Raw genomic sequence first — 24,576 nt, 5'->3', positions numbered from 1 at the left:
GCCGATGGCATCGGACCTCGAGCGCATCGCGCAGGGCCTGGTCGAGTGCCTTGATCAGGTGCCAGCCGTCGTGGCACATCTGCAGCGAACAGGTCAGAGGTGCCGCGAGAACGCTGCCTTTGCTGCGCAGCTGGGCGCTCAGCAACCGGCGCTCTATCTGGACGCCGCAGCCCGCGCATGTGAACATGCGGCCCAGGTCGCGGCCGCAGCGGCCCCGCGAGCCCGCGCGTGGGCGGAACGAACGGTCAGTGAGGTCCCACTGGATCGGCGGCCACCGCGCGGTCAGCCATCCGCAGTTCCGAACCGTCGGACGCAGCCGAGCGGTCATCGAAGTCCGCCTCGGGACTCCACGGCCGAGATCGAGCTCGATATCAGCGACATCGACATCAGTAGGGAGAGCTCGAAGACCGGCGCGAAGCGAGATCCTGATCTCGAGTTGTCGAGCGCTAACCCCGACGACCTCCCCTTGCTCAACGCACCACCGGCTGACGCAACGATCAGGGTAGACAAGAAGTTCACGTATATGACCGACAACAGCGGTCGCGTCATCGAGGCACGAGCCGATCTCAACCTCGTCGACCTCGATCACCCCAGGGACAAGACCGCACAGCGCAAACTCGTCGGAAAGCTCCCAGGAGACCATGCAGGCCACATTTTTGCGCGGATCTTCGGCGGTCCTCTCGGCAAACTGAATCTCCTGCCGATGGCTGGCAACACGGTCAACCTGAGCATGTACAAGACGCTCGAGAACCACTGGCGACGCATCATCGAATCGGGGAGCACCGTCAGCGTGTTCGTGACGTTCCGCTACCCGGCCGGCAGTCGTCGGCCCGATACGATCTGGGTCGAGTACGAGCACGGAGACGAGCTGGTGACCCGCCGGATCAGCAATGACTCGATCTCACCGAAAGGCAAACCATGACTGAGCAGTCTCAGCAGCTTCTCGCGAGGATCGGCAAGTCGATGGCCCGATCAGCGCCCTCAGGATGGGCAGAAGCCGAACTGAAGATCACCGGCGCGGGCCCGATGTCGGGCACAACACTTTTGGCCACCACCCCGGACGGAGTGACCGATCGCAAGATCGGCATAGATCATGACGGGCAAGACGCTGCCGACCAACTCCGCAAGGAGATGTACCAGCACGGCAAAGGCACCTGGTACAACGCCAGCATCACGTTGACCCACACCGGCAAGCTGACCGCGAACTTCGACTACGACACTCCGCCCTTCGACGGCGACGCCGACCCGGACCTCCTGCTCGAAGACCAACAGCTCTTCCCTCGCGATCCCGAACACCTACCGGCATGGCACCCGGCGAGACGTCAGTCGTGACAGAAGGGGCAGGGCAACCCGAGTCTTCGCAGCAGAGTGTGTAGGCATGGACTCGATCTGCCAGCCCTCCAGCGCCGACCGGTGACTCACCGGTCGGGTGTAACCAGATAGCCCGGGTGGCTGACGGTCGGCGTTCGCTTAGTCTTCCTCGTTGCGATTCTCGTCCTTGCGGCGACGAAGTGCTCGCTCGGCGATCCGGCTGGAGAGACCGCCCGTCGCCGATTTTGCTCGGTCGAGGGTCTCGTTACCGAGGCGCCTCGCGGCACCGACGCCGTCTGCTCCGGCCTCAAGCGCCTTATCTCTTACCTCCGTGGCCGCGTCTGCCCAGCGTCGCGCCTCCAATGACTGTCGACCGCGCTCGATCCCAAGCCGACCATGGAACTCGACGACGGCGTTCGCGACATGGTTACTCGAATCGACTACATCGCGGGAGGTGGTCGGGTGCAGCAGGACCTTTGTGTTGGCCGTGCCGGCAGCCGCATCCAGGCGGGCCATCAAGCGCTCTGTGCTCCGTGAGATGAGGTCCAACCGGTTGCCACGGGCAACCCGGAGTGCGAGGCGGTGTCGGTCCAGTTCCTCCGGAGACGCATCCAGTACTCGGTCGAGTTCGAGCACAGCGATCGCGTCCTGCAGTTGGAAGCAGCGTGCCAGGACGGCGAGCCATTCCTGAACCTTGGACTCGGCTTCCTTGACGGTCTTGGCGAGATCACCGATCTTGGTCTCGCGCTCCATCTTCTCCGCGAGTGCGTCGAGCTGACGCAACGTGTAGGCCTGGGTCCGTGCGATGGTCATCGTGGTGGCCTGCACCTTCGACCACGTGACTTCGGAGACCCGGCCTACCTGCTCCCGGATGGTCATGGCCTCCTCGATCACGAAGTCCACGCCGATCATGTCCGCCAACACAGCGTCCTTCTGGGCGCGGAGCACGTCGTCGACCTTCTCATCGATCGTGGCGAGATAGTCGGTGATCTCATCCATAGCCTGCTGCAACGCAAGCTGCGCCATGATGCCAGCGGCGCCAGCCAAGACCGCTGGGTTGGTCAGAAGCGCTCCGGGCCCCTTCACGAATTCGACGAATCCTTTGATCTGACCTTGGTTCCCCTTCAGTGCGCCGGTGCTGAGACCCGTCTTCGAGTTCTCCCTCAGTCCGTGTTTCTGGACGAGCCGCGCGGACTCCTTCGTGAGCTTCACCCAACGACCTGAGTTAGCTGCAATCTCGGAGCCTGCCTGTGCCGCGGCGGCCCCGGTGTTGAGCACAGATCCGAGCCGTTGCACTCCCAGGTCCTTCGACGGCAGTCCCTCAGAGACGAGGAACCGTTCGATAGCGGCCGGGTCCCCGATGACCGCCAGCCCGTCGCCGTCACTGATCAACTGAATCTCGTCATCCAACGTCGGCTCCTGGGTGTGGGCAGGGAACGGTGCTCGTCGCAATTGACTGGTTGTTTCGAGATCCGCGGCGGTCGGGACTCACTCATCGGTCTCCGTCTGCAAGCGCGCCAGCAAGGCCGCGATCTCGACAGTCAGATCGTCTGTGTCGCCCAGGAGATCGCGGGCGTCCCGGGACAGTTCGCGCAACTCCTGACGCGCGAGCTGGTCCTGCCCGATCCCGAGCCGAAGGCGAGCGAGGCTGAGCCTCAGCTCGAGGTACTCGCGGCCGCTCGAATGAACGCGCTCGTAGGCGGTCAAGATCGATTCGAGCTCAGTCAATGCACGAGTCGATTCGCCAAGGGCAATGCGACACACGACCGCCTGGCGCCGATACTCCAACACTTCCTCGCTGTCAGGACCATCAAGCTTCGCAACCGCGGCGGCCAGAGCGTCGAACTCAGGTGCGGCCTTGCGGTAGTCGCCGCCCAGGAACAACGCTGCGGCGAATCTGACTCGGAGGTCCAAGACGGCCGGGCTCTGGGGACCGAACGTCGAGGACGCGCTCGGCAGGAGGTCGCTCAGCAGATCGGACGCCTGTGTGAAGCGCTCCTCGTCGATGAGCGACTCCGCCTCTGCCAGAACCTCGTCGATCTGGACGTTGTCGATCTTCGAAGCTGATGATGTTGGCGCAGAGGGTTCCGGCCGCTCGGCGGGGCGCGGCCGTGGTGCCGCCGGGCGCCGGTAGGGCCGCGTCGGGTCCGGGATAACACCTGCCGGCTGCTCGCCGTCAGGCGAACTCCTGTCGGTCGCGGGCAATAGCGGAGCGAGCCTGTCGTACACGATCCACGCGTTCTCCGGACGATCCGCGGGATGCTTGGCAAGGAGATCGAGTACTAGCTGCTCAAGCTCGCCCGGGATCTCCGGATCCAGCTCACGCAGTGGCTTCGAGTCTTCTTCGAGATGTTGGTACATCAACGCGATCTCGTCGTCGGCGTCGAAAGCCCGCTGACCACTCAGCATCTCGTGGAGGAGGCAACCGAGCGCGTAGAGGTCGGTCTGCGGCGTGACAGGCAGGTTCCGGATCTGCTCCGGAGACATGTACGGCTTGGTACCGACCACGCGTCCGGTCGACGTGAGTTTGGTGACGTCGTTGCGGAGCAGTGCGGCGATGCCAAAGTCCAGGACCTTCACGACGCCACCGCGCGCAATCATGACATTGCCAGGCTTCAGGTCCCGATGGACGATCGGCACCGCGTGGGCATAGCTCAGGACCGAGCAGATCTGTGCGCCGATCGACGCAGCCCAGGCCGCAGACACGGCACCTTGCTCCGCGAGCACGTCGGAGACGGACACGCCATGCACCAACTGCATGACGATGAACAGTTGATCGGTGTCGCCGTCGAACGCTGCGTCGTACACGGCGGGCACGCCAGGATGCTCGACCTTGGCGGTCACGCGAGCCTCGCGCCGAAACCGTCCGACTAGCTCTTCGCGGTCCTCGTCCGACGCGACGATCTGTGGACGGATCAGCTTGACCGCGATGTCGCGGTCAAGCACCGTGTCATACCCGCGCCAAACCTCCCCCATCCCTCCGTGCTTGATCGGCGCCGTCAGCTCATAGCGACCGGCGATGACCTTCGACTGCGCAGCCACGCCTCTCCTCCCCAGGTATCACCGAACAGTCTGCCCGCCGACTACGCTCCGCGTCCACGCACAGCGATTCAGCCGCCGTCAGGCACGTTGTGGCGGCGACGGATCATTCGGTACGCCGCCTTGCGGGCCTCGCGGGTCAGGCGGCTCTGGAACTCGCTGTCGGAGAAGTACTTCTCGGTGAACTTGGTGTCCGCCTCGGCACGCTCCACCATGATGTCCTGGAAGCGCTTGTTGAACGGCATCTCGAAGTCGCCCTCGTTGCGACTTGCGAGCGCGGCCTGCTGAAGGTCCGGATCCTCGATGGCCGCGGTGACGCGCTCCTCGTACATGAGCTTGTCTGCTTCGCTCAGACCTAGCCCGTACCGGTTGTTGAAGTCCTCGATGAGCTCGGACAGCAGCGCCGTCTTCGGGTCCCGCGCGATGCCTGCACTACCGTCGTCGAACCCCGGCAACAGTTGCTCGCCTTCCTGTTCGAGACCGACATCATGCTCGCCGGTCTTGCTCACGCGTAGGTGCGTGAGATCGATATCGCCGATGTCCAGGCTCGGGTTGCGGCGCGACGGCAGGCGATTGAGCAAGTGCTTGCCGTACAGGTACAGCCGCTCGAGATCGGCGTCGGTGAACTGCATCACCTGCGCCAGGAACCCGTACTTGCGTACGTAGTCGGACAGGTCGCTCCGGAACAGCTCGGCCGCTTCGCGATCCTCCGAGCTCAGCCGTTCGAACCGCGCAGCCGCCGGATCGATGTGTCGATAAAGATCCGCATGCTTGCGTTCCCAACTCCGGCCGCCGTCCTCGACCAGTGAGCCGGGCTGGGACGCGAGGTATGCCTCGGCGAACGCTTCCAGCTCAGACTCGAGAATGAGCTGATGATCCATGACAGCCCGCTGCTTCGGGTACAGCAGGTTCGGATCGACCGGTGTGGTCACCGCCTCCTCATAGTACGGCTTGAATGCTGCCTGAATGTCCTCGGCCTCGTTGGCGAAGTCCAGGACGAAGAGATCTTCCTGGCTCTTCAGCGGATGGGTGCGGTTCAGCCGCGACAACGTCTGTACGGCGGCAACGCTGGCAAGCGGCTTCTCGACGTACATCGTGGTCAGGAGTGGCTGATCGAACCCAGTCTGGTACTTGTCAGCGACAACAAGGATTCGGTACTCCGTACGCTCTGGGGCACCGTCCTTGCCGGCAGTCCGCGCTCTGGCGTTCGGATCGTCCGCGCGAGTGTAGGCAAACGCGTCCGGCAACTCGCTCTCGGACAGTCCGTTGATCCCAGGCTCGGTGTACTCGACGCCGTCAACGGTCAGGTTCCCGGAGAACGCGACGAGTACGCCGGGGTCCGCGATGCTCAGGTCGTCGACCTTCTGGCGCAGCGCCTGATACATCCGTACGGCGCTTTCCCGCGAACGCGTCACGACCATCGCCTTGGCCCGTCCACCCATCTGGCGACGGGTGTTGGCCTGGAAGTGCCGCAGGATCACCTCGGCGTGCGCGAGCATCGTGGCTGGGTCGAGGTAGACGAGACGGGCCAGTTCGCTGCCGGCCTTGTCGGGGTTGACCTCGATGTCGTCGGCGCCCTCCTTGGCGATCCGCCAGTAGGTCTTGTATGTCGTGTAGTTCCGCAGTACGTCGAGGATGAAGCCCTCTTCGATCGCCTGCCGCATTGAGTAGATGTGGAACGCCCGCTTGTTGCCGACAGCATCATCGATGCCGAAGAGTTGGAGGGTCTTGCTCTTCGGGGTCGCGGTGAAGGCGAAGTACGACAGGTTGGGGTGACGGCCGCGGGCCATCGCGGACGAGGTCAGCGGGTCGTCATCGTCACCGGACTCCTCGGCACCAAGGCCGCGCAGTACCTTCTTCAGCTTGGTCACCGAGTCACCGGACTGACCCGAGTGCGCCTCGTCGACGATCACGGCGATGCGCTTGTCGGCCAGGCTGGACACGCCTTCGAGGACGTAGGGGAAGGTCTGGACGGTGACAATGACGATCTTCGTCGCCGTGTTGGCCAGAGCCTTGGCGACCTCGCTCGACTTCGACCCGCCGATTCCGGTGATGCGCTCAACGACTCCCGGCGTGTGATCGAACTGGTAGATCGTGTCCTGCAACTGCTTGTCCAACACCGACCGGTCGGTGATGACGACGACCTTGTGAAAGACCGGCTCGTTCGCGGCGATCCGGGCATCGCTCACGGCGTCAGCATCAAGAGTGCCAGGCTCAGCAGATCCGTGCAGCGTCGACAGCCGATGCGCAAGCCAGCCGATCGTGTTCGACTTGCCGGAGCCGGCCGAGTGCATGACCAGGTAGTTGTTGCCTGAGCCGTGACGCGCGGCATGCTCGGTGAGCCGCCGTACGGCGTGCCACTGGTGGTAGCGCGGGAAGATCAGCGGTCGGTCGTGAACGCTGGTTCGACCGTTCGCTCGACCACGTGAGCGCGAGGTCGTCGGGTCCTCGACATGCAGGAACCGCTTCAGCAGATCGAGCCAGTTGTCGAACTGCCAAGTCTCTTCCCAGAGGTACGCCGTCCGGTAGCCGGAGCCATCGTCCTCGACGACAGGGTTCCCCGCGCCACCAACATTCCCTGCGCCGCCGGTGCCACGGTTGAACGGAAGGAACACGGTGTCCTTACCCCGCAGCCGAGTCGTCACGAACACCAACTCGGGATCGACCGCGAAGTGCACGAGTGCACGCCGCGCGAACAACAACTCCTTCGGATCCCGGTCGTGCCGGTACTGCTCCTTGGCGTCCTCGACGGTCTGGTTGGTCAGCGGATTCTTCAACTCAGCCGTAGCAACCGGAATCCCATTGACGAAGAGCGCCAGGTCGAGCGTCTTGGTCGAGTCAGCGCCGTACCGCAGTTGACGAGTGACCGACAGACGGTTCTGTTGGTATTCCGCAAGCGCATCCTCGGCAACGGTGTGCGCCGGCCGAAAGTACGCAAGCCGGATGCGAACACCACGATCCTTGACCCCGTTCCGCAGCACATCAAGCACACCGCGCTGATCAAGCTCCTTCGCGACAATCTTGACGAAGTCCCGCTCAGCAACCTCGAGTCTCCCGCCAGCAAACTGAACCAACGTCGCCCAGGCCTCCGGCTGCACCGCCTGCACAAACGGCATCAACTGGCCCGGATCAAGCCCAAGCTCCGGGTCGTACGTATCAACCCGTCCCTTCACCCAGCCGGCAGCAAGAAGCGCCCCCTCCACAGCCTCCTCAAACGCCAACTCCGAATCCCCCCGACTCACGACACCCCAACTCCCCTCGCCGTCGTCACATCAATCTGCCCAGTCACCGCTGCCGTAATCAATGCCTGCCGCCGCTCAGTCAAACCAGCAGCAAAGCGAGCGATCTTGTCGCGACCGACCATCGTGCGGGACTTTTCAGCATCGAGAGCCCGTCTGATTTCAACTTGACGCTCGCGCGACGGAAGCATGATCGGAAAAGCTAACAGATCGCTACCATTGATTATCCGCACTCGCGTGAAAGGCGAGGTGTCACGAATCTCGCCCGCAGCGCCCCAGAGTTGCCAGGCTAGAAAACGGCCATCAATCAGACTGTTTGGCCGAATCGCCGTCAACTGTTGATTGCCCGTGGCTGCATGATCCAGAAATGTGACCTTACCAATCGACTCACCTATGCACACCAGCACCACCGACCCCGCACGGAAGGTTGTCTTTGCTTCGCCACGACCGTCCCGTGGCACATACCGCATGGCAGGGGCGAGCTGCATCCAGTCGTCCATCTCCGAAGGTGTGTACCAGGGGATTGCTGCTGGATCTTCCTCCGCCCAGACTCCTTCTGCTCCTCCCTGTGGCGTCGCACCAGTCGTGATGACCTCGACGACTCGCCTCAACTGGAGGGGGGTCCACTCGCCCGCCACGACACTACCCCGAATAGTCACACGGCCAGTCGCCTCGGCCGCCTTTGCATGGAGACGTTCACCGAGAAGCGCAATCTGTCGCCGACCGATTTCGATCTGACGATCAATTCGCGATGTTGCGCTATCGAGGAAGTTGACGATGCGCCACTGCTCCTCGAAAGGCGGCAAGGCGACCTTGAGTCGCAAAATCTGTTCAGGACTGACTCTCTGATGACTACGAGTCACCGACTGCACCATCGAGTCCAGTTCTTGACGCACATTCTCCGCTAAGAGGACGTACATCAGATAACGCGCATGAACGCGAATCGATGGCAACATCGCAACAAACTCTGTCGAGGCAACGACGTCTTGGCCGGCCGACCTTGCAGCCACCGTCACACGACTCTTCCGTGGATTGAGCTTGCTGATGAGAACCTCGCCACCACGAAGGCGAAGTTTGGACGATCTGATGTCATCGGGAGACTCTTCGCTGCCGCCGCCGGTCGAGTCGAGTGATGGAATGCTGTAATGGATCACTGGATCCGACATGCATTCAGGATCAACTACGCGGCGAACTTCAGAAACGAGGCTCCATAGAGGCTTTGTTTCCCATGTTCTATCGATCACTCGGTCACCTCGCTGAGAAGCGTCTGAATCTCTCGCTCCAACGCCCTCAACTCGGCATCGATGTCGCCTAGGGGGCGCGGTGGAGTGTAAACGTAGAAGTGGCGGGTGAAGGGGATTTCGTAGCCGATCTTGGTTTTGGTGTGATCCATCCAGGCGTCGGGGACGTGGGGGAGGACCTCGCGTTCGAGGTAGGCGTCGACGTCCTCTTCGAGCGGTACGTTCTCGAAGTCGCGGAGTTCTGGGTCTGGTTCGGGCTGGCCCTTCTTGAGTTGGACCTCGCCTTCTGGATCACGGACTGAGACAGCACTCCACACGGCCTTGTCGACAGGTGCCGGCAGCTTGTTCAGGTCGGACAAAGCAGATCGGAGCGAGGCGGCGAACTCGGTCTTCTTGAAGGACGGTTCCTTGCCTACCAGGGTCTTTAGCGCCGCGAGCAGTGCGTCGCGGTCCTCGTACTTCGAGGTGGTCTTGCCGGACTTGAGTGTCAGCTCTAGCTCGGTGAGGGCCTCGTCGGTGACCTCGAAGCGGAGTTTGAGGGGGCGTTCGACGGTGATTCGGTGGTAGCCGAAGTCCTCGTTGCGGAAGACCTTTACCTTGCCGTGCAGTTCGTGTTCGGGGCTGTCGGCTACCGAGAGTGCGTCGGCGTACAGGCGGTGGATCTCTTCGATTTGATCGTCGGTGATGTACTTGCGCTTGTCGCCGAGTGACTTCCGCATTTTGGCCCAGTACTCGCGGGCGTCGAGGAGGACGACCTTGCCGCGCTGCGCAGGTGCCTTGCGGTTCGTGAGGATCCAGAAGTAGGTCGAGATGCCGGTGTTGTAGAAGAGTTGGTCTGGGAGCGCGACGATCGCCTCGAGCCAGTCGTTTTCGAGGATCCACTGGCGGATCTTGGACTCACCGGACTCGGCGGCGCCGGTGAAGAGTGGCGAACCGTTGAAGACGATCGCCAGCCGGCTGCCGCCGTCGCCGACGGGGCGCATCTTCGAGATCATGTGTTGTAGGAACAGCAACGACCCGTCGTTGATACGCGGAAGTCCGGCGCCGAAGCGGCCGCGCATGCCGAGTTCGTTGGCCTCGTCGACGATCTCGGCTTGGGCCTTCTTCCACTCCACGCCGAACGGCGGGTTGGACAGCATGTAGTCGAACTTCTCGTGCTGCAGCTGATCATTCGTGAACGAGTTGCCGAGCTTGATGTTGTCCGGGTCCTGGTTCTTGATCATGAGGTCGGACCGGCAGATCGCCCAGGATTCCGGGTTCAGCTCCTGCCCGAAGGAGAAGACCTGTCCCTGCGTGTTGTGCGAGAGGATGAACTCCTCCGCGGCAGTTAGCATGCCGCCGGTCCCGCATGCCGGGTCGTACACCCTGCGGCTCGTGCCAGGCACCTGCAGGTCAGCGAGGTCGGGAGCGATGAGGAGGCCGGCCATCAGCTTGATGACCTCCCGCGGGGTGAAGTGCTCACCAGCAGTCTCGTTCGAGTCCTCAGCGAACTTTCGGATCAGTTCCTCGAAGGCGTAGCCCATCTCGTGGTTCGACACGCGGTTCGGGTGCAGATCGACGTCCGCGAAGCGTGCGACGACCAAGTGGAGAAGGCCAGCCTCAGACAGATAGGCGACCTGCTCGGCGAACCGGAACTTCTCGAAGACCGCCTGAGCGTTCGGGGAGAAGCCGTTCACATAGGCGTTCAGGTTTGCGACGGCATCATCGGGTGCGTTCGCTACGTTTGCCAGCGAGAGCCTCGTGAGGTTGTAGAAGCTCTGACCTGACTGCCGTGTCAAGAACCGGCCCAGATCGACATTGCGATCCGCCCACTTCTCGGCCTCCTTCAGCACGGCCTCACGTGTTGGCTCGAGGACGCACTCGAGTCGTCGCAGCACGGTGAAGGGAAGGATGACCTTGCCGTAGTCGGATCGCTTGTAGTCCCCCCGCAGCAGGTCTGCAACCTGCCAGATGAAGTTCGCCAGATTTTTCGGCGTGGTCTCGCTCAACGGATTCCCTCTCCCGGTCTTTCGTCTCATCAGCTCGATCGCCCGCGCGCTCCGCACCGTTACAGCGGAACCCTTGGCGACTACACATTGTCATCTCATGCACTGCTCTCCGGCACAAGGTTCCCGCGGGTCAGCGCAGCGGAAAGTTCCTGCACTAATCGGTGCGTCTCGTCAGCCGCCTTGTCCACCATCGCGTCGAACTCGACCAGTCGCCTGAAGGCTTCGCCGTACCGTCGTTGCTCGTCTATCGGCAACAACGGCACCTGCAGGCGCTTGAGGTTCACCCGGACGATGTCGCGCGTGCCGGATGACTGACGCGTCGCTCCCCGGCGGTTGGTCGGTGCGGTCAGCATGCCCGCGAGGAACCACGGATCGACCCTCGCCGGATCGGCTCGGATGAGGCTGACATTCTGACCAAGCAGTACGCCGACCTGCTCGGTCGTCGCCACCCGCGCGACGACGGACGACCCGACTGCCGGCACGAGGACGTCGCCCGCCTCGATCCGTACTGCGGTCCCCGGAGCCCGGCCACTCGGTCCACCGCCGCGGACAACGTCTCCGCCCGTGACACCTGGCTCGGATGCACCTTCGGCATCGACGTTCACTCGGGAGTACCCGCGGAAGACCTCGACTGTGCCGGTGCGCACGAGCTCATCCAATGAAAGGCCGCGGGCCTCCGACAACGCAGGCTTATCCGCGGGAACAAGTGCTGGCACATTCTCCGCGACTTCGCGCAGACGCTTGAGCACCTGTTTGCCCGAGGCCAGCAGCTCTGTCGGATCACGTTGTTCGTCGTCGGGCACGGCTAGGTGTCGACCAGGTGTGAGGTCAACCTCCTCGTCCAGCAAGTCGATCACCGGAACGAGCTTCACGAGTCCGGCCCGCTCGTCCACCGACGCTGGATCCGAGTCGTAAGCCCGCCAAGCCGGCACCGCGAGCTCGATCACTGCCTCCGCTGTTGCTTGTTCCATCCGGGAGGCATCGACCATCAGCACACGATCGGCGACCTGCCCTTCGGCCGGGCGTCGCAGCACCCAAAGGTGCAGACCAACCGAGGTTGTTGGGACAAGACCCGAGGGCAAGGCAACCACGGCTCGCACAACGCCACGACGCAGCAGCTCCCCGCGAATCCGCCGACCAGCTGACCGCCACGCGGCCACTGGCGGCATCAGCAGGATGGCCTGGCCGCCGGGGCGCAAATGTGCCAACGCATCCTGCACCCACGCCAACTCGGGTTCGGTTCGCGGCGGCAGACCGCCGTACTCCCACCGCGGATCGAAGGCCGACTGATCGTCAGCCCAGTCTTGCAGGCCGAACGGTGGATTCGAGACGACGAGATCGACACGCTCCCCGGGAAACGCGTCCGCCCGCAGCGAATCCCCTGTCCGAATGACGGCCGACCGCAGCTTTGACGTGAGCATGAGTCTGACCTGCGCGATGCAGGCTGCAGTTGGATCGAGGTCCTGACCGAGAATCCGTACGTCGCGACCGACGCGGACTGCCTCCACCAGCAGCGATCCAGTCCCACAGGCGAGGTCCATGACGTCGGCGACTGGTTGGTCGGGGCTCGACATGCTGTCGGCGGCATCGGTCAAGGCCATCATCAACTGCGCAACGCGTACCGGCGTCACGTAGTCAGACGTCGCACCCCTGGCCCTGAGATACAGGCTGTAGAAGCGCTCAAAGGTCTCGGCCGGGTCGCCGGCCACACCCGCAGCGGCAGAGAGCACCACCAGGTGCCGAGGCAACCAGGTGTCTGGCAGCTGCTCCCGGAACAGTTCTTCGGCACTACGACCCGCCTTGCCGGCCGACGCAGCGAGCGATCCGGGCGGAGGAACGGCATTCGGCACCTCGCCGATGACTGATCGGTGGAACAGCATCAAGCCGGCCAGCCACAGCGCCCCACCCAGATCTGGCCCACCAGACGCGGCTGCGATCTCCCGCCATGCGCGGTCCGGAGCGCTGACCTCCGGCAGCTTGCCCTGCGCTGTCAGCCACTGCTCGACCGCCGCGAGATCAAATGACGGGCTGGTCGGCGTTCCCCCGACGGGTTCCGGAAAGTCGGCGTACCGCCGGCGCCAATTGCTCACCGCGGCCCGACCGACACCCGCGAGACGCGCGATGCCGACCGAAGACACAGTGCCCGTGGCGCCCTCGGCGCTCTCCGCGTCCGCTCGATCCATCGCCACCTCCTGGTCCCGTTCCATGCACTGACCCTAGTCGATCAAACCGTCCGTGTACACATTTTGGTGAAATAGGTCTGTTGACAATGTTCACAGAGACTGATGTCATGATCTCGTTCACGGAGATGAGGGGGTTTGTGAAGATGACAAGCGATAGGGCCGACGAGCGGCCGGCTGCGCAGGGGGGCGCGTCGGTCATCGACACCGTCGTGGCCCTGGCCGATCAGGATCTGACGCTGACCGAGCGTCAGAAGATGCTGGTTCTCGCCGCGTTGGAGAGCGACGAGGCTCTCGCGGACGAGTTCGGCGCTACCGGCGAGTCGAGCCTCGCGGATGAGCCGGCAACGACGGTCGGCACGGAGACGGAGACGGAGCCGGTCGGGGCGTTCCTGACCTCCATCACGGTGTCGGGCTTTCGCGGGATCGGTGCGGAGGCTCGCCTCGACCTGGTTCCTGGTCCCGGGCTGACCGTCGTTGCCGGACGCAACGGTTCCGGGAAGTCGAGCTTCTCCGAGGCGCTGGAGTTCGCGCTGACCGGCGAGAGTTACCGCTGGAAGGGCAAGAAGCCATTCTGGACGAACTCGTGGCGCAACCTGCACCACGTGCAGAGCACATCCGTCCGGATCGGACTTGCCGAGGAGGGGTACGGCCGCACCGAAATCGGTGTCGAGTGGGCCGACGACGGGGGCCTCGACGACGGCAAGGTCTGGACTCAGCGGCACGGCAAACCCCGGACCTCCGGTGTCGGTGCACTCGGCTGGCGAGAGGCGCTCGAGCTGTACCGTCCGATTCTCTCGTACGACGAACTCAGTCAGCGCCTCGAGGGAACACAGACCGACCTGTACCGGTCTCTGGAGAGCATCCTCGGTCTCGACCAGATCGCGGACGGCATCACCCGCCTCAACACTCAGGTCAAGCACCTGAAGGTCGCCTCGGACGACGCCAGCGCAGCGAAGAGCGCGCTCAAGGGCAGGCTGGAGAACGTCGACGACGACCGGGCGCGGAATGTCACCGTCCAGCTTGGTAAGCAGAAGCCCGACCTGGAGCTCGTGACGAGCATCGCGCTCGGCACCGTGGCGGCTGATGGGATCGGCGAGAAACTTCGTGCCCTCAGCGAGATGACGATGCCCGACAGGCAGGCGGTCGAGGCCGCCTCCGACGAACTCCTGAAGGCCGTGCAGCAGTTGGCGGAGCTGGCCAACGAAGCGTCTACTCATGCGGAAGCCCGGAGTCGGATGCTCGAAATGGCGCTGCAGTTCCACAGCCAGCACGGCGACCAGGCGTGCCCTGTCTGCAGCGGTAACGTGCTCGACGACGAGTGGCACCAGCGGGCTCAGGCCGATGTGGCCACGGGCCGCGCGACTGTCGCCACACTTCGCTCCGCTCGCGACGACCTCGCTGTACGGCGGACAGCGGCTCGCGGTCTGATCGCCGCACCGGAGCTGCCGGCGCCTGACGACCTGGAGCTGACAACTCTCGGCGAGGCGCGGATTGCACTGAAGGTCTGGCGGGACGCGCCCGACGCAGACACGGAGTTGGCCCGACACCTCGCGACGAACATCGCGACCGTCGTCGACGTCGTGACCCGGCTCCGGGACGAAGCCGCGGCCAAGCTGAGCGAACGGGACGACAGCTGGCGGGAAGTTGCCGCGGACGTGTTGGAGTGGGTCAAGCTTCGGCGCACGGCCGACGCAAGCTCCGAGGATCTGCGGGACGCCAAGGCATCGCACACCTGGCTCAAGGCGAACGCCGAGAAGCTGCGCAACCAGCGGCTCGAACCACTCGCCGAAAAGGCCAAGTGGATCTGGAGTCACCTCCGCAAGGAGAGCAACATCGACCTCGACGCGATCACCCTGTCGGGTCAGCGGAACCGTGGCACCGTGAACCTCGCCGCTCGTGTCGACGGCGAGCCGACTGCGGGGTTGCCGGTGATGAGCCAGGGCGAACTCAACGCCATTGCGATGGCGTTGTTCCTGCCCAGGGCAGCCATGCCGGCGAGTCCCCTGCGGTTCGTCGTGCTGGACGACCCAGTCCAGGCGATGGATCCAGCGAAGGTCGACGGTCTGACCGAGGTCCTCGTCGAGTATGCGAAGGATCGCCAGGTGATCGTGTTCTCGCACGATGACCGACTGACCGAGTCGGTACGCCGTACAGCGCCAGAGGCCAGGATCGTCCAGGTCGAGCGCGGCGTCGACTCCAAGGTCCAGGTTGTCGCTTGTCAGTCGCCGGCCCGGCGATACATCGCGGACGTTCGGGAGCTGCTGGCAGACGAGAACGTTCCTCAGGCGGTGATCGACAAGGCGGTGCCGGGGTATGTGCGGCTGGCGGTCGAGGCCGCCGCACACGAGGTGCACTTCGCCAGACAGCTCATTGGGGGCACAAGCCGACACGATGTTGAGTCGGCATGGGACGCGGCACGGACGACGAGCAACCGTATTGCGCTCGCCCTGTTCGGTGACCCGACCAGCAACCTCGGCCGGTGGCAGAGCGCCGTTCACCGCAGCCGAACGCTGGGCATCTGCCGCAAGGGTGTGCACGAAGGGCTGACTGGTTCGGCCGCCGGCGCGGTCGATGATCTCCGCCGGACGGTAGACGACATCCTGGCGCAGCGGAAGTGACCAGCGAACTGGAGTATGCCCAGGCGATCCTGGACGGCCAGCAGGCAGTGACGCCGCGGTGGATCAGGATCGCGGCCTTCCTCACCAGGCAGGCACTTGAGGCCGAGATCGAGGCCTACTGCGAACTCCTCATCGCTCCGATGCCGTTCCCGGTCCGGATGCGATCGAGGCTCGCAGTACTGCATGCACTTGACCAGACGGGGTTCAACCGGATGGCGGAGTACTCATGGAACGCCCTGAGCCGGGCCTGCCACCACCACGCGTATGAGCTCTCGCCGACGATCTCTGAGCTACGGCACCTGCACTCGAAGGTCGTGGATCTCGCGGCGATGAGAGCAGCAGCCGCCGGCGCGCCGAAATGACCACGGAGTAGCGGGCAGGCGCCGCCTCAACGTGCGGACCTCAAGTCCCACCATCGGGGTTGCTCCGCTCTCGTCACTCAACAATTCAACTCATTTGGGGGGACAAGAATGTCTCAGTACCAGCAAGGACCGCAGTATCAGCCTGGTCTGCCGCCGCGGCCGGGCAAGAAGCGCCACGTCGTGCGCAACACGATGATCGTGCTGTCCGTCGGCTTCGTCCTGCTCGCAGGTGGTTGCGTCGCCGTACTGGCGAACGGAGTGAACGAAGCCGCGAAGGACAGCACGGCCACCAAAGCCGAAGCCCCCGCCGTCTCGTCGCCCGCGACCCAGCCGTCCGAACCGGCGAGCGAGCCGCCGGCCAGCGCCGAACCGTCCGCGACGCCGACCGAGGAAGACCAGGTGGCGAAGGTCGGGGCGACGCAGTGGTTCGACTACAGCGACGGCATGAAGGTCCAGGTCACCAGCGTCAAGAGGTTCCGGATCAGCCAGTACGCCGCCGGCGGCAAGCCGGGCGACGTGGGAGTCGTCGTCACGGTCACGCTGCAGAACGGGTCCTCGAACACGTTCGACACCGGCCTCGTCGACGTCAAACTCGCCAGCGGACCCAACGGGGACCAGGCCGAGTCGGTCTTCGACTCCGAGCAGAACCTGGGCGGAGGGTTCGAGGGCTCGATACTGCCGGGCAAGAAGAAGACGGCCAAGTACGGCTTCGCGATTCCGAAGACGCACGTCAACTCGACGCTTCAGGTCGAAGTCGCGCCCGGCTGGGACTACGAGGGCAGCCACTTCGAGGGCAAGTTGTCGAGCTGAAGTCCATGGCCAGGAGACCGGCTTCGAGGAGGGAGGAAGCCGGTCTCCTGCGGGCTGCAACAATCCTGCTCAACTCTCGACGGATCTGGAGCGCAACGATGAACCGGTACGCGACGACGGCGATGGCCTACTTCCGCGACTACCTGCCGACGCGGTATGCCGAGTTGGACGACCCAGCCGAGTACTTCCGAGACCTGGGTGAGCAGATTCAGGACCGAGTAGTCGACTTGGCGCCCCAGCTGGCTGGGCCGGATCGACCGGGTGAGGGCTTTCTGGCAAAGACGGGCCGGCTGAACGCGGCCCGGGCCCAGGCAGAGGAGCTGGTCCTGAGCGAGCTGCTGTACTCCCAGAAGCCGGAGCACGAGGAGCAGGACCTGGATCCGGAGGCAGCGGCGTACTACGGAGACGTGAACCGGACGATCCAGGAGCTGCACGACGCGATGAAGCATGCCCTCGACGATCCGGAGCCAATCGGCCGATCAAGCGAACGCGAGTAGAGGGGCGCACGGACCCGATCTGCTTGCTCCCGGATGGCTCGGCCTCCTTACTCGCTGAAGCTGGGCGGGGCGGATGTAACGGTCTGGACCCGATAGCGATCAATAGGAGGGGTTGCCCCTCCTATGTCGTCGGTGAGGAGGGTCGTGCCGGCGTGGTCGGCGGGCTTCTGACGGCCTTGACGATGCAGGGAGCGGGTTGTGCCCGGGGGGAGAGACGATGGGGTCATTGGATATTGGTGCGCCGCTGGGAACCGTGGCCGACGGGTCGTTGAACGATCGGGCAGCTCGGATCTTCGAGTACTTGGTCAAGGTGCAGCAGCTTCGTACACGTGTCGTGCGTTCGGTGGATGCCTATCGCGCGGTCATGTGGCTGGGGCAGCTGCCGACGTCCGAGGCGCTCCGATTCGGGGTCGGGACCGATGAGCCTGGTGTCTGGCTCGCGATCGATCGGGTCGAGCGGATCGCTCCACCGGTCCCGCCGGATGTTGTCCGGCCTTGGATCACCGAGCGATCGCTTCGTGACTCGTCCCAGACTGTGCCGACGCTGAGCCGTCGGGCGGCACGGGCTGTCCAGGTTGTTACGCCTGAGGGCGACCACGAGACGCAGACCGAGGAGCTGCTGCTCGAGGATCACCCCGAGGTCGAGTCGGTGCTGGGCGAATGGGCTCCGGAATGGCAGGCCTGGGCAGCGGACGACAGACCGCGTGCCGCTGTCGCGGAGGCCTATCACCACCTGTACGAGACCTACCAGGACGCGAAGGCGCTCGCAGAGACGTACGAGGTCGTCGTCGGATTCGGGTGCCTGGTGTCGCGGTCGGGTGGTCAGGACGTGAAGCGTCATCTGATCACCATGCCTGCTTCGATCGAGCTCGACCTCGATTCGGGGCGACTGACGGTACTTCCGTCGCCGGACGGAAGGGCGCCGGTGCTCGAGGAAGACATGTTGGCCCCTGCCGACACGGCCTCCGACGAGGTACGCCAGGCGATCCGCGCCAGCCTGAACAGCCTCGACGACCCGTGGGCGCCCGAGCCAGACGGGATTGCGGGGGTGCTGCGCACCTGGGTGAACGGTGCTGGTCCGGATGCTGCGTTCAATCCCGGAATGCAGCCGTCGTCTGGAGCCACCCGCACCGACGGCCAGCCGACGGTCACTTTCGCGCCGGCGCTGATCCTCCGCGAACGCACGAAGAGATCGTTGGTCGCGGCGTGCGAGCAGATCATCGCACAGCTACGAGCCGGTGCAGACGTGCCGTCCGGGGTAAGGCAGTTCGCGGAAATCACCGATGGCCGTGTCTCAGAGGCGGACGACGGTCTGTGGAAGACGGCGTACGCCGATACCGAGGTGTACTTCCCGAAGCCGGCGAACGACGAGCAGCGGCAGATCCGGCAGCGGTTGTCCGACCATCAGACCGTCGTGGTCCAGGGCCCACCGGGGACCGGAAAGACACATACGATCGCCAATCTCATCAGCGACTTGCTGGCCCACGGCCAGCGAGTCCTGGTTACCAGCACGACGACTCGAGCGCTGACGGTTCTCAAGGAGCAGCTCCCGGACGAAATCAGGGACCTCTGCGTCAGCGTCACAGACGACGCAGGCAAGGGCCAAGCCGATCTCGAGCGATCCGTGAGTACCATTCTGACGGAGGCTGACCGCGCGAATCCGAAGGCGTCAGAACGCGAGGAGTCACGACTACGAGGGCAGCTCGACGACGCGCGAGCCCGCGAGCAGGAAGCTGTAACCGAGCTTCGCAGCATCCGCGAGCGGGAGACGTACGTCTATGGGCGGGATATTGGCGATTACTCAGGAACGCTGCAACAGATCGCCCAGCGACTGGCCGACGAGCAGGACACCCTGGGGTGGTTCGACAAAGACCCTGACGAGACGCTCCCACTGACCGTTGCTGACGTAGCGACGTACCTCCAACTTCTCCGACGGGCAACCCCCGAGCTGCGTGCGCTCAGTGGCCGCGTACCTGACCTGAGCGAGATCGTTCAGCCCGCCGAGTTCCAGCACCTGGCAGAACGTCGTGCCGAGCTGACGGCACGGGCGCAAGAGCTGGCGGATGCACGCCGTACGGACGAGTTCGCGGCCCTGATGAGATGTGATGCTGCACAACGTGACCAGATCCGCTTCGGTGTCACGGACTTGACCCGGCGACGCCAGGATCTCGGCCGCCGACCTGAGCCCTGGATTGCAGACGCCGTCCGCGACGTGACCGGTGGACGCGAGCGTACTTGGCGGCAGCGGTTGGAGGCGACCACTGCAGGTATCGGTGGCGCGCAGTCCTGGCTCCAGGCTGTCGGTGGCTCGCTCGTCACAGGGATTGAGCGACTGGAACTCGCCGATGCGGTCGGACAGGTCACCACGCTGGAGGAACACCTCGCCAACGGCGGGAAGATCAAAGGTCTGCTCGGACGCTCCAAGGCCGCGAAGGCTGCAGCGCTGTTCCTCGAATCCGTCCGGGTCAACGGTCGTTCGATCGAAGGTCTGGAGCAGTTGCAACCAGCGCGTGGCCGGGTAATGGCGGAGCTTGAACTCTCCCGCTTGGAAGACGTCTGGGGGTACAGCCACCCTCCTTTCGGGCCACAGGAACAGCGAATTGCCGTCCTGATCGATGAGAACATCGTCCTGGGGCAGGTGTTGACGTATGCCGATGCGGTGTCGGCACTCGACCAACGACTGAAATCGGTCGCCGCGATGCCGGCTATCGATCTGCGCGAAGGCGACGGACTCGTTCGTTTGCAGAGGGCGTTGGACGCAGTGGACCTGCAGTCCTTGCACGACGATGTGCAGGCGAGGACGGAGCGCACCAAGGAATTGCTGGCCGACCTCGAAGCAGCAGTCGGTGCCGTCTCGGCGGTGAGCCAGGCGGCCGAGGCGCTCGGGCGCTGGGATCCGGCTGAGTATCGTGCCGCATTCCACGCGTTCGAGACCACACACGCGGCAAATACAGTTCTCGAGCAGCTTGATCGCGCACGCAACCGTGTGGCACAGGTTGCCCCGGTCCTCGCGGTTCGGATCGAGGAGACAGCGTCCGACCCGATCTGGGACGAACGGCTTCCGAAGCTGATCGAGGCGTGGGCATGGTCGGTCTGGGACAAGCGGCTGCGTGACAAGAACGACCCCGAGGCCGAGCAGCGGTGGCGGGATCGCCTCGACGTGGCGACGGACGACGTCCAGGTCGCACTGAAGCGGCTTGCGACTAACCGCGGCTGGGTCTACGCGCTGCAACGGATGACATCACGGGAGTCGACCCACCTGAAGATGTATTCGCAGGCGGTGCGCAAGATCGGGAAGGCCACCGGCAAGTACGCGAACAGATATCGCGAGGATGCGCGCAGGCACCTCCAGGAGTGCCAGAGCGCGGTTCCTGCCTGGATCATGCCGATGCATCGGGTCTTCGATACGGTCCCGGTCGACCGGCCGAACATCTTCGACGTGGTCATCGTCGACGAAGCAAGCCAGTCCGGCCCCGAAGGGCTCCTGTTGTCTTGGCTCGCGCCTCGCATGGTGGTTGTCGGCGACGACAAGCAGGTCAGTCCGTCGAACGTCGGCCTGGATCTCGAGGCCGTGTTCACCTTGCTGGACAGCTATCTGGGTCCGCTGGAGCACCGTTCGTTGTTCGGGCCGCGGAGCAGTTTCTTCGATCAGGCCGTCGGCATGTCCGGCTCACGGATCATGTTGCGGGAGCACTTCCGTTGCATGCCGGAGATCATCGGCTTCTCGAACGACCTGTGCTACCGCGGGGAGCTCGTGCCGTTGCGTCAATACGGTGCCGAGCGGCTGCCTCCGCTGCGGACGACGTACATCAACGGTGCGGTGGTCTCGGGATCGCGTGACTATGTCAATGAGCGCGAGGCTGACGAGATTGTCAGCCAGATCGAGAAGTGCTGCGCAGATCCGGCGTACGACGGCAAGACTATGGGGGTCATCACGCTCCTGGGGCACAGCCAGGACCGGCTGATCATCCAGCGACTGGTGGATGTGCTCGGCGTCCGAGCAGTTGAGGAACGCAGGTTGCGTGCTGGCAACGCGGAAGCGTTCCAGGGCGACGAGCGAGATGTCATCTTCATGTCGATGGTGTCGAGTCTGCAGTCCACCACCGGTCCTGTTCGGATCGGTACTCTCAGCAAGGAGTCGGACCAACAGCGGCTCAACGTGGCTGCATCGAGGGCACGGGATCAGGTCTGGCTCTTCCACAGTGTGCAGCCCGGCGGTCTGTCCGGGAAGGATCTGCGACAGCGCTACCTGCAATATCTCCTCAAGCCACCTGTCGAGCAGGATGCACTCGACATCGGCCAAGTCATGCCGGACCGGCGGCACTCGGCATTCGACAGCCTCTTCGAGCAGAGGGTGTTCATTGCCCTGCGCGAACGCGGGTTCCGTGTCCGGCCGCAGGTCAAGGTTGGCGGCTACCGGATCGATCTCGTTGTCGAGGGTGGAACGAAACGCCTTGCGGTCGAATGTGACGGCGACGCGTTCCACGACGCCGAGACCGCTGAGAGTGACGCGGCCCGGCAGCGGGACCTCGAACGGGTCGGCTGGACGTTCTGGCGCGTCCGCGGCAGTACCTTCTTCCGGGATCCACAGGAAGCCCTCGCGCCGCTCTGGCAACTGCTCGAGACGCTCGACATCCAGCCAATGGTGGACGACCTGGCGATTGTCGATGAGACACACACCGAGGTGAATGTCTCAGCTGTGCCAGTCGAGAGTGCGGACGAGTCCCTTGACAGCATCGCTCGGCATGCGGACCTGCACGTAGTCACAGTGGTCGACGCCCCACTGTCGACGGGATCATTGGTCGACGCACAAGCAGCCGTGGCAGACCCGCCGCAGCGATTCCGCAACGGCAAGATGTTGCTCTCGGCTGCGGCACGAAACCGCGTGTTACAAGAGTCTGCGGCTATTGAACGCTGGCTCGCCGACCCGCCGCCGATCGTTGCAGTCGACGGGCGGTCCCACGCCGTCGAGCTGACGCACCGCGAACAGCAGCGTGAGGACCTGGAAGACCGGCTGAGCTTCCTCAGTCGTGTGCTGTCGCAGTCCGTTGTGGAGGCGACGCACGGTGGAGGCCTCTGGATCACACCTGGCTGCATCATCGGAATTCGCCATCAGGGGGAGAACGACATCGAACGGCTGGTCGTGAGCATTGTCCCGCACGCCGACTGGATTCCGGCAGACGCGACAGCCGTCAGCCCTCTGACCGACCTCGCTCAGGCGCTCGAGCGTGCCGCGCCTGGGGACACAGTTCAGTTTGAGACTCCGCGAGGAATCCACGAGGCCGAAGTGGTCGAGATCCAGGACTGACTTCTATGCATGGCAGTCGTCGCTTTGTTCGGCCCGGCCTCGTGGGAGGGGCACGCTCGGGCGCACCGGAGTTCGGAAAGGCAGGACGGATGGGGTTTCAGACGCCGCTCTATGAGTTGAGCGAGTTCCTGAAGTGGACCACTGGTGGGAAGATCCAATTGCCGGACTTCCAGCGGGGGTACAAGTGGGAGGACGATCGGATTCGTCAGCTGCTCGTGACGATCCTGCGTGGACATCCACTGGGTGTGCTGATGTTGCTGAAGACTGGGAACGATCAGATCAGGTTCAAGCCGCGCCCAGTCGAAGGTGTCACGCTCGCTGAGGAGACGGAGCCGGATTGGCTGCTGCTCGATGGTCAGCAACGGCTGACGTCTCTGACGCAGGCACTCACCGGCACCGGCGTGGTCGAGACCGAGGACAGTCGGGGGCAAGAAGCTGAGTCGTCGCTACTACGTCCACATCAAGACGGCCCTCGCCGGCGAAGACAGACTCGATGACGCGATCATCTCCGTGCCGGGTGATGGTGTCGTCCGGAGCAACTTCGGCAGGGACATCGACCTTGATCTGTCCGATGAGGACAAGGAGCGCGAGAACGGGTATTTCCCGCTACGGCTGCTGTTCGGCGGTGCGGAGACAGTCACGTGGCTGTTCGCGCTGCAGGACGGGACCGGTGCGGAGTTCCATGCGAACGTGGTCGGCCCGGCATCGACGTACAACATCCCGGCGATCGAGCTCGACACGTCGACCAGCAAGTCCGCGGTGGCGACCGTCTTCGAGAAGGTCAATACTGGCGGGCTCGCGCTGAACGTCTTCGAGCTGCTGACGGCGACCTTTGCTGGCGACAAGGCGTACTACGACACCCACGGCGTGGACTTCAGGCTCAACGATGACTGGCGCGATACTCACCAGGCCCTGTCGACCTATCCAGTGCTGGCTGGGCTGGAGAACACCGACTTCCTGCAGGCCGTCGGCCTGCTCGCGTCGTACCACGGTCCGACGGCGACGACCGCCAAGAAGGAAGACATCCTCCGGCTCGAGTTGACCGACTATCTGACCTGGGCGCCCAAGGTCCGAGAGGCACTCAAGTGGGTGGCCGGGTTCCTTGACTCGCAGCACATCCACACTGCGTCCGACGTTCCGTATCCGAAGCAGCTCGTGCCGTTGGCGACGATCAAGGTCGTCCTCGGCGAAGATGCCGACGTACATGGCGTTCACAAGGCTCTTCGTCAGTGGTATTGGTGCGGCGTGCTTGGCGAGTTGTACGGCGCCGCGATCGAGAGTCGGTTCGCTCGTGATCTCGAGCAGGTGCCGGCCTGGGCACGGTCGAACGACGACAGGACGCAGCGCCCGAAGACCATCGAGGACGCAAGCTTCGTTGAGTCACGGCTGCACTCGATGCGGACCCGCAACTCGGCGGCCTACAAGGGCGTTTATGCGCTGCTGATGGCGCAAAGCACGGTGGACTGGTTGGTAAACCAACCGTTCGACAAGGCGCACTTCCTCGACATGCAGGTCGACATCCATCACATCTTCCCGAAGGCGTGGTGTTTCAAGAACAACATCGACGATGAGCTGCGCGAGAGCATCGTCAACAAGACGCCTTTGGCGAAGAAGACCAACATCAAACTCAGCGGGCACGCACCGTCGGTCTACCTGAAGAGCCTCGAGACCCAGGTAGGGATCCCGGTGTCCGAGCTCGACGCGATCATCGCCGCACACCAGGTCGACGTGGCGGCCCTGCGTGAGGACCGGTTCCTTGACTTCTTCGTGGCCCGTCGAGCGGCATTGTGTGCCCTGATCGAAGGCGCGATGGGCAAGTCGGTGGCACACGACATCGATGCCCGGGCGGTCGAAGGCGGAACCGAGACATCGCAGGCGTTCGAGTCCGAGCAAGAGGATCCCGAAGACGAGCCGGTTGAGGAGCCTGGCGTCGGCCTGGTCGTCTAGAAAGCAGCTCTTCGGTTGCGTGTGGTGGGGTTG

Annotated in this window: 15 protein-coding genes; 9 read left to right on the top strand and 6 right to left on the bottom strand. The window is 64.0% G+C overall.

All coding sequences use genetic code 11. The features are described from left to right. Positions 1–4: 4 nt before the first annotated feature. Together BJY22_RS00185 and BJY22_RS00180 are read left to right on the top strand one after the other, a co-directional pair. On the top strand, positions 5–922 hold the full coding sequence (locus BJY22_RS00185; protein WP_167203157.1) for a DNA/RNA non-specific endonuclease: 918 nt from the start codon (positions 5–7) through the stop codon (positions 920–922). A 41-nt stretch (positions 923–963) separates the two neighbouring features. Continuing rightward, on the top strand, positions 964–1,332 hold the full coding sequence (locus BJY22_RS00180; protein WP_167203156.1) for an antitoxin YezG family protein: 369 nt from the start codon (positions 964–966) through the stop codon (positions 1,330–1,332). A 138-nt stretch (positions 1,333–1,470) separates the two neighbouring features. Here BJY22_RS00180 and BJY22_RS00175 read toward each other — a convergent pair whose 3' ends face one another. The 6 genes from BJY22_RS00175 to BJY22_RS00150 form a co-directional block, all read right to left on the bottom strand. Then, positions 1,471–2,721, bottom strand: coding sequence for a hypothetical protein (locus BJY22_RS00175; RefSeq protein ID WP_167203155.1), 1,251 nt, complete (start codon positions 2,719–2,721; stop codon positions 1,471–1,473). A 78-nt stretch (positions 2,722–2,799) separates the two neighbouring features. Next, the gene (locus BJY22_RS00170; protein WP_202890933.1) at positions 2,800–4,353 is read right to left on the bottom strand and encodes a protein kinase domain-containing protein; all 1,554 of its coding nucleotides are present in this window, start codon (positions 4,351–4,353) and stop codon (positions 2,800–2,802) included. 68 nt (positions 4,354–4,421) lie between these two features. Next, positions 4,422–7,466 carry a type I restriction endonuclease subunit R gene (locus tag BJY22_RS00165; RefSeq protein WP_202890932.1) on the bottom strand — a complete coding sequence of 1,015 codons (3,045 nt, stop codon included), beginning with the start codon at positions 7,464–7,466 and terminating at the stop codon, positions 4,422–4,424. 122 nt (positions 7,467–7,588) lie between these two features. Next, positions 7,589–8,833 (bottom strand): restriction endonuclease subunit S, encoded by a 1,245-nt coding sequence (locus BJY22_RS00160; RefSeq protein ID WP_337757885.1) that lies wholly within the window; start codon positions 8,831–8,833, stop codon positions 7,589–7,591. Beyond that, positions 8,830–10,818, bottom strand: coding sequence for a type I restriction-modification system subunit M (locus tag BJY22_RS00155; protein WP_238350252.1), 1,989 nt, complete (start codon positions 10,816–10,818; stop codon positions 8,830–8,832). Before BJY22_RS00155 ends, BJY22_RS00160 begins: the two co-directional genes overlap by 4 nt. A 95-nt stretch (positions 10,819–10,913) precedes the next feature. After that, positions 10,914–13,025 carry an N-6 DNA methylase gene (locus BJY22_RS00150; protein ID WP_167203151.1) on the bottom strand — a complete coding sequence of 704 codons (2,112 nt, stop codon included), beginning with the start codon at positions 13,023–13,025 and terminating at the stop codon, positions 10,914–10,916. A gap of 119 nt (positions 13,026–13,144) precedes the next feature. On the opposite strand from BJY22_RS00150, the gene BJY22_RS00145 reads away from it, so the two are divergent. The 7 genes from BJY22_RS00145 (at position 13,145) to BJY22_RS00120 (ending at position 24,543) form a co-directional block, all read left to right on the top strand. Further along, positions 13,145–15,619, top strand: a complete 2,475-nt coding sequence (locus BJY22_RS00145; protein WP_167203150.1) for an AAA family ATPase — start codon at positions 13,145–13,147, stop codon at positions 15,617–15,619. After that, positions 15,616–15,981 carry a hypothetical protein gene (locus tag BJY22_RS00140; RefSeq protein WP_167203149.1) on the top strand — a complete coding sequence of 122 codons (366 nt, stop codon included), beginning with the start codon at positions 15,616–15,618 and terminating at the stop codon, positions 15,979–15,981. The genes BJY22_RS00145 and BJY22_RS00140 overlap by 4 nt, the downstream gene beginning before the upstream one ends. Before the next feature lie 108 nt (positions 15,982–16,089). Beyond that, complete coding sequence (locus tag BJY22_RS00135; protein ID WP_167203148.1) at positions 16,090–16,791, top strand: DUF4352 domain-containing protein; 702 nt, start codon at positions 16,090–16,092, stop codon at positions 16,789–16,791. Positions 16,792–16,889: 98 nt separating this feature from the next. Continuing rightward, complete coding sequence (locus tag BJY22_RS40915) at positions 16,890–17,288, top strand: hypothetical protein (protein ID WP_202890931.1); 399 nt, start codon at positions 16,890–16,892, stop codon at positions 17,286–17,288. A gap of 217 nt (positions 17,289–17,505) precedes the next feature. Further along, positions 17,506–22,596, top strand: a complete 5,091-nt coding sequence (locus BJY22_RS00125) for an AAA domain-containing protein (RefSeq protein ID WP_167203147.1) — start codon at positions 17,506–17,508, stop codon at positions 22,594–22,596. Between the two features lie 89 nt (positions 22,597–22,685). Beyond that, positions 22,686–23,093 (top strand): DUF262 domain-containing protein, encoded by a 408-nt coding sequence (locus BJY22_RS40910; RefSeq protein ID WP_202890930.1) that lies wholly within the window; start codon positions 22,686–22,688, stop codon positions 23,091–23,093. A 193-nt stretch (positions 23,094–23,286) separates the two neighbouring features. Further along, positions 23,287–24,543, top strand: a complete 1,257-nt coding sequence (locus tag BJY22_RS00120; protein WP_202890929.1) for a hypothetical protein — start codon at positions 23,287–23,289, stop codon at positions 24,541–24,543. Positions 24,544–24,576 lie beyond the last annotated feature (33 nt).

The sequence above is a fragment of the Kribbella shirazensis genome, assembly GCF_011761605.1.
GTDB classification, from domain to species: Bacteria; Actinomycetota; Actinomycetes; order Propionibacteriales; family Kribbellaceae; genus Kribbella; species Kribbella shirazensis.
Note: the sequence above shows the minus strand (reverse complement) of the source record. Positions and strands in the feature narration are given on the sequence as shown.

What these genes read in the sequence shown, in the direction of transcription:
- BJY22_RS00135 (WP_167203148.1), top strand. Translation starts at nt 16,090, where the DNA reads ATGTCTCAGTACCAGCAAGGACCGCAGTATCAGCCTGGTCTGCCGCCG.
- BJY22_RS00185 (WP_167203157.1), top strand. Translation starts at nt 5, where the DNA reads ATGGCATCGGACCTCGAGCGCATCGCGCAGGGCCTGGTCGAGTGCCTT.
- BJY22_RS40910 (WP_202890930.1), top strand. Translation starts at nt 22,686, where the DNA reads ATGGGGTTTCAGACGCCGCTCTATGAGTTGAGCGAGTTCCTGAAGTGG.
- BJY22_RS00150 (WP_167203151.1), bottom strand. Translation starts at nt 13,025, where the DNA reads ATGGAACGGGACCAGGAGGTGGCGATGGATCGAGCGGACGCGGAGAGC.
- BJY22_RS00125 (WP_167203147.1), top strand. Translation starts at nt 17,506, where the DNA reads ATGGGGTCATTGGATATTGGTGCGCCGCTGGGAACCGTGGCCGACGGG.
- BJY22_RS00145 (WP_167203150.1), top strand. Translation starts at nt 13,145, where the DNA reads ATGACAAGCGATAGGGCCGACGAGCGGCCGGCTGCGCAGGGGGGCGCG.
- BJY22_RS00165 (WP_202890932.1), bottom strand. Translation starts at nt 7,466, where the DNA reads ATGCCGTTTGTGCAGGCGGTGCAGCCGGAGGCCTGGGCGACGTTGGTT.
- BJY22_RS40915 (WP_202890931.1), top strand. Translation starts at nt 16,890, where the DNA reads ATGAACCGGTACGCGACGACGGCGATGGCCTACTTCCGCGACTACCTG.
- BJY22_RS00180 (WP_167203156.1), top strand. Translation starts at nt 964, where the DNA reads ATGGCCCGATCAGCGCCCTCAGGATGGGCAGAAGCCGAACTGAAGATC.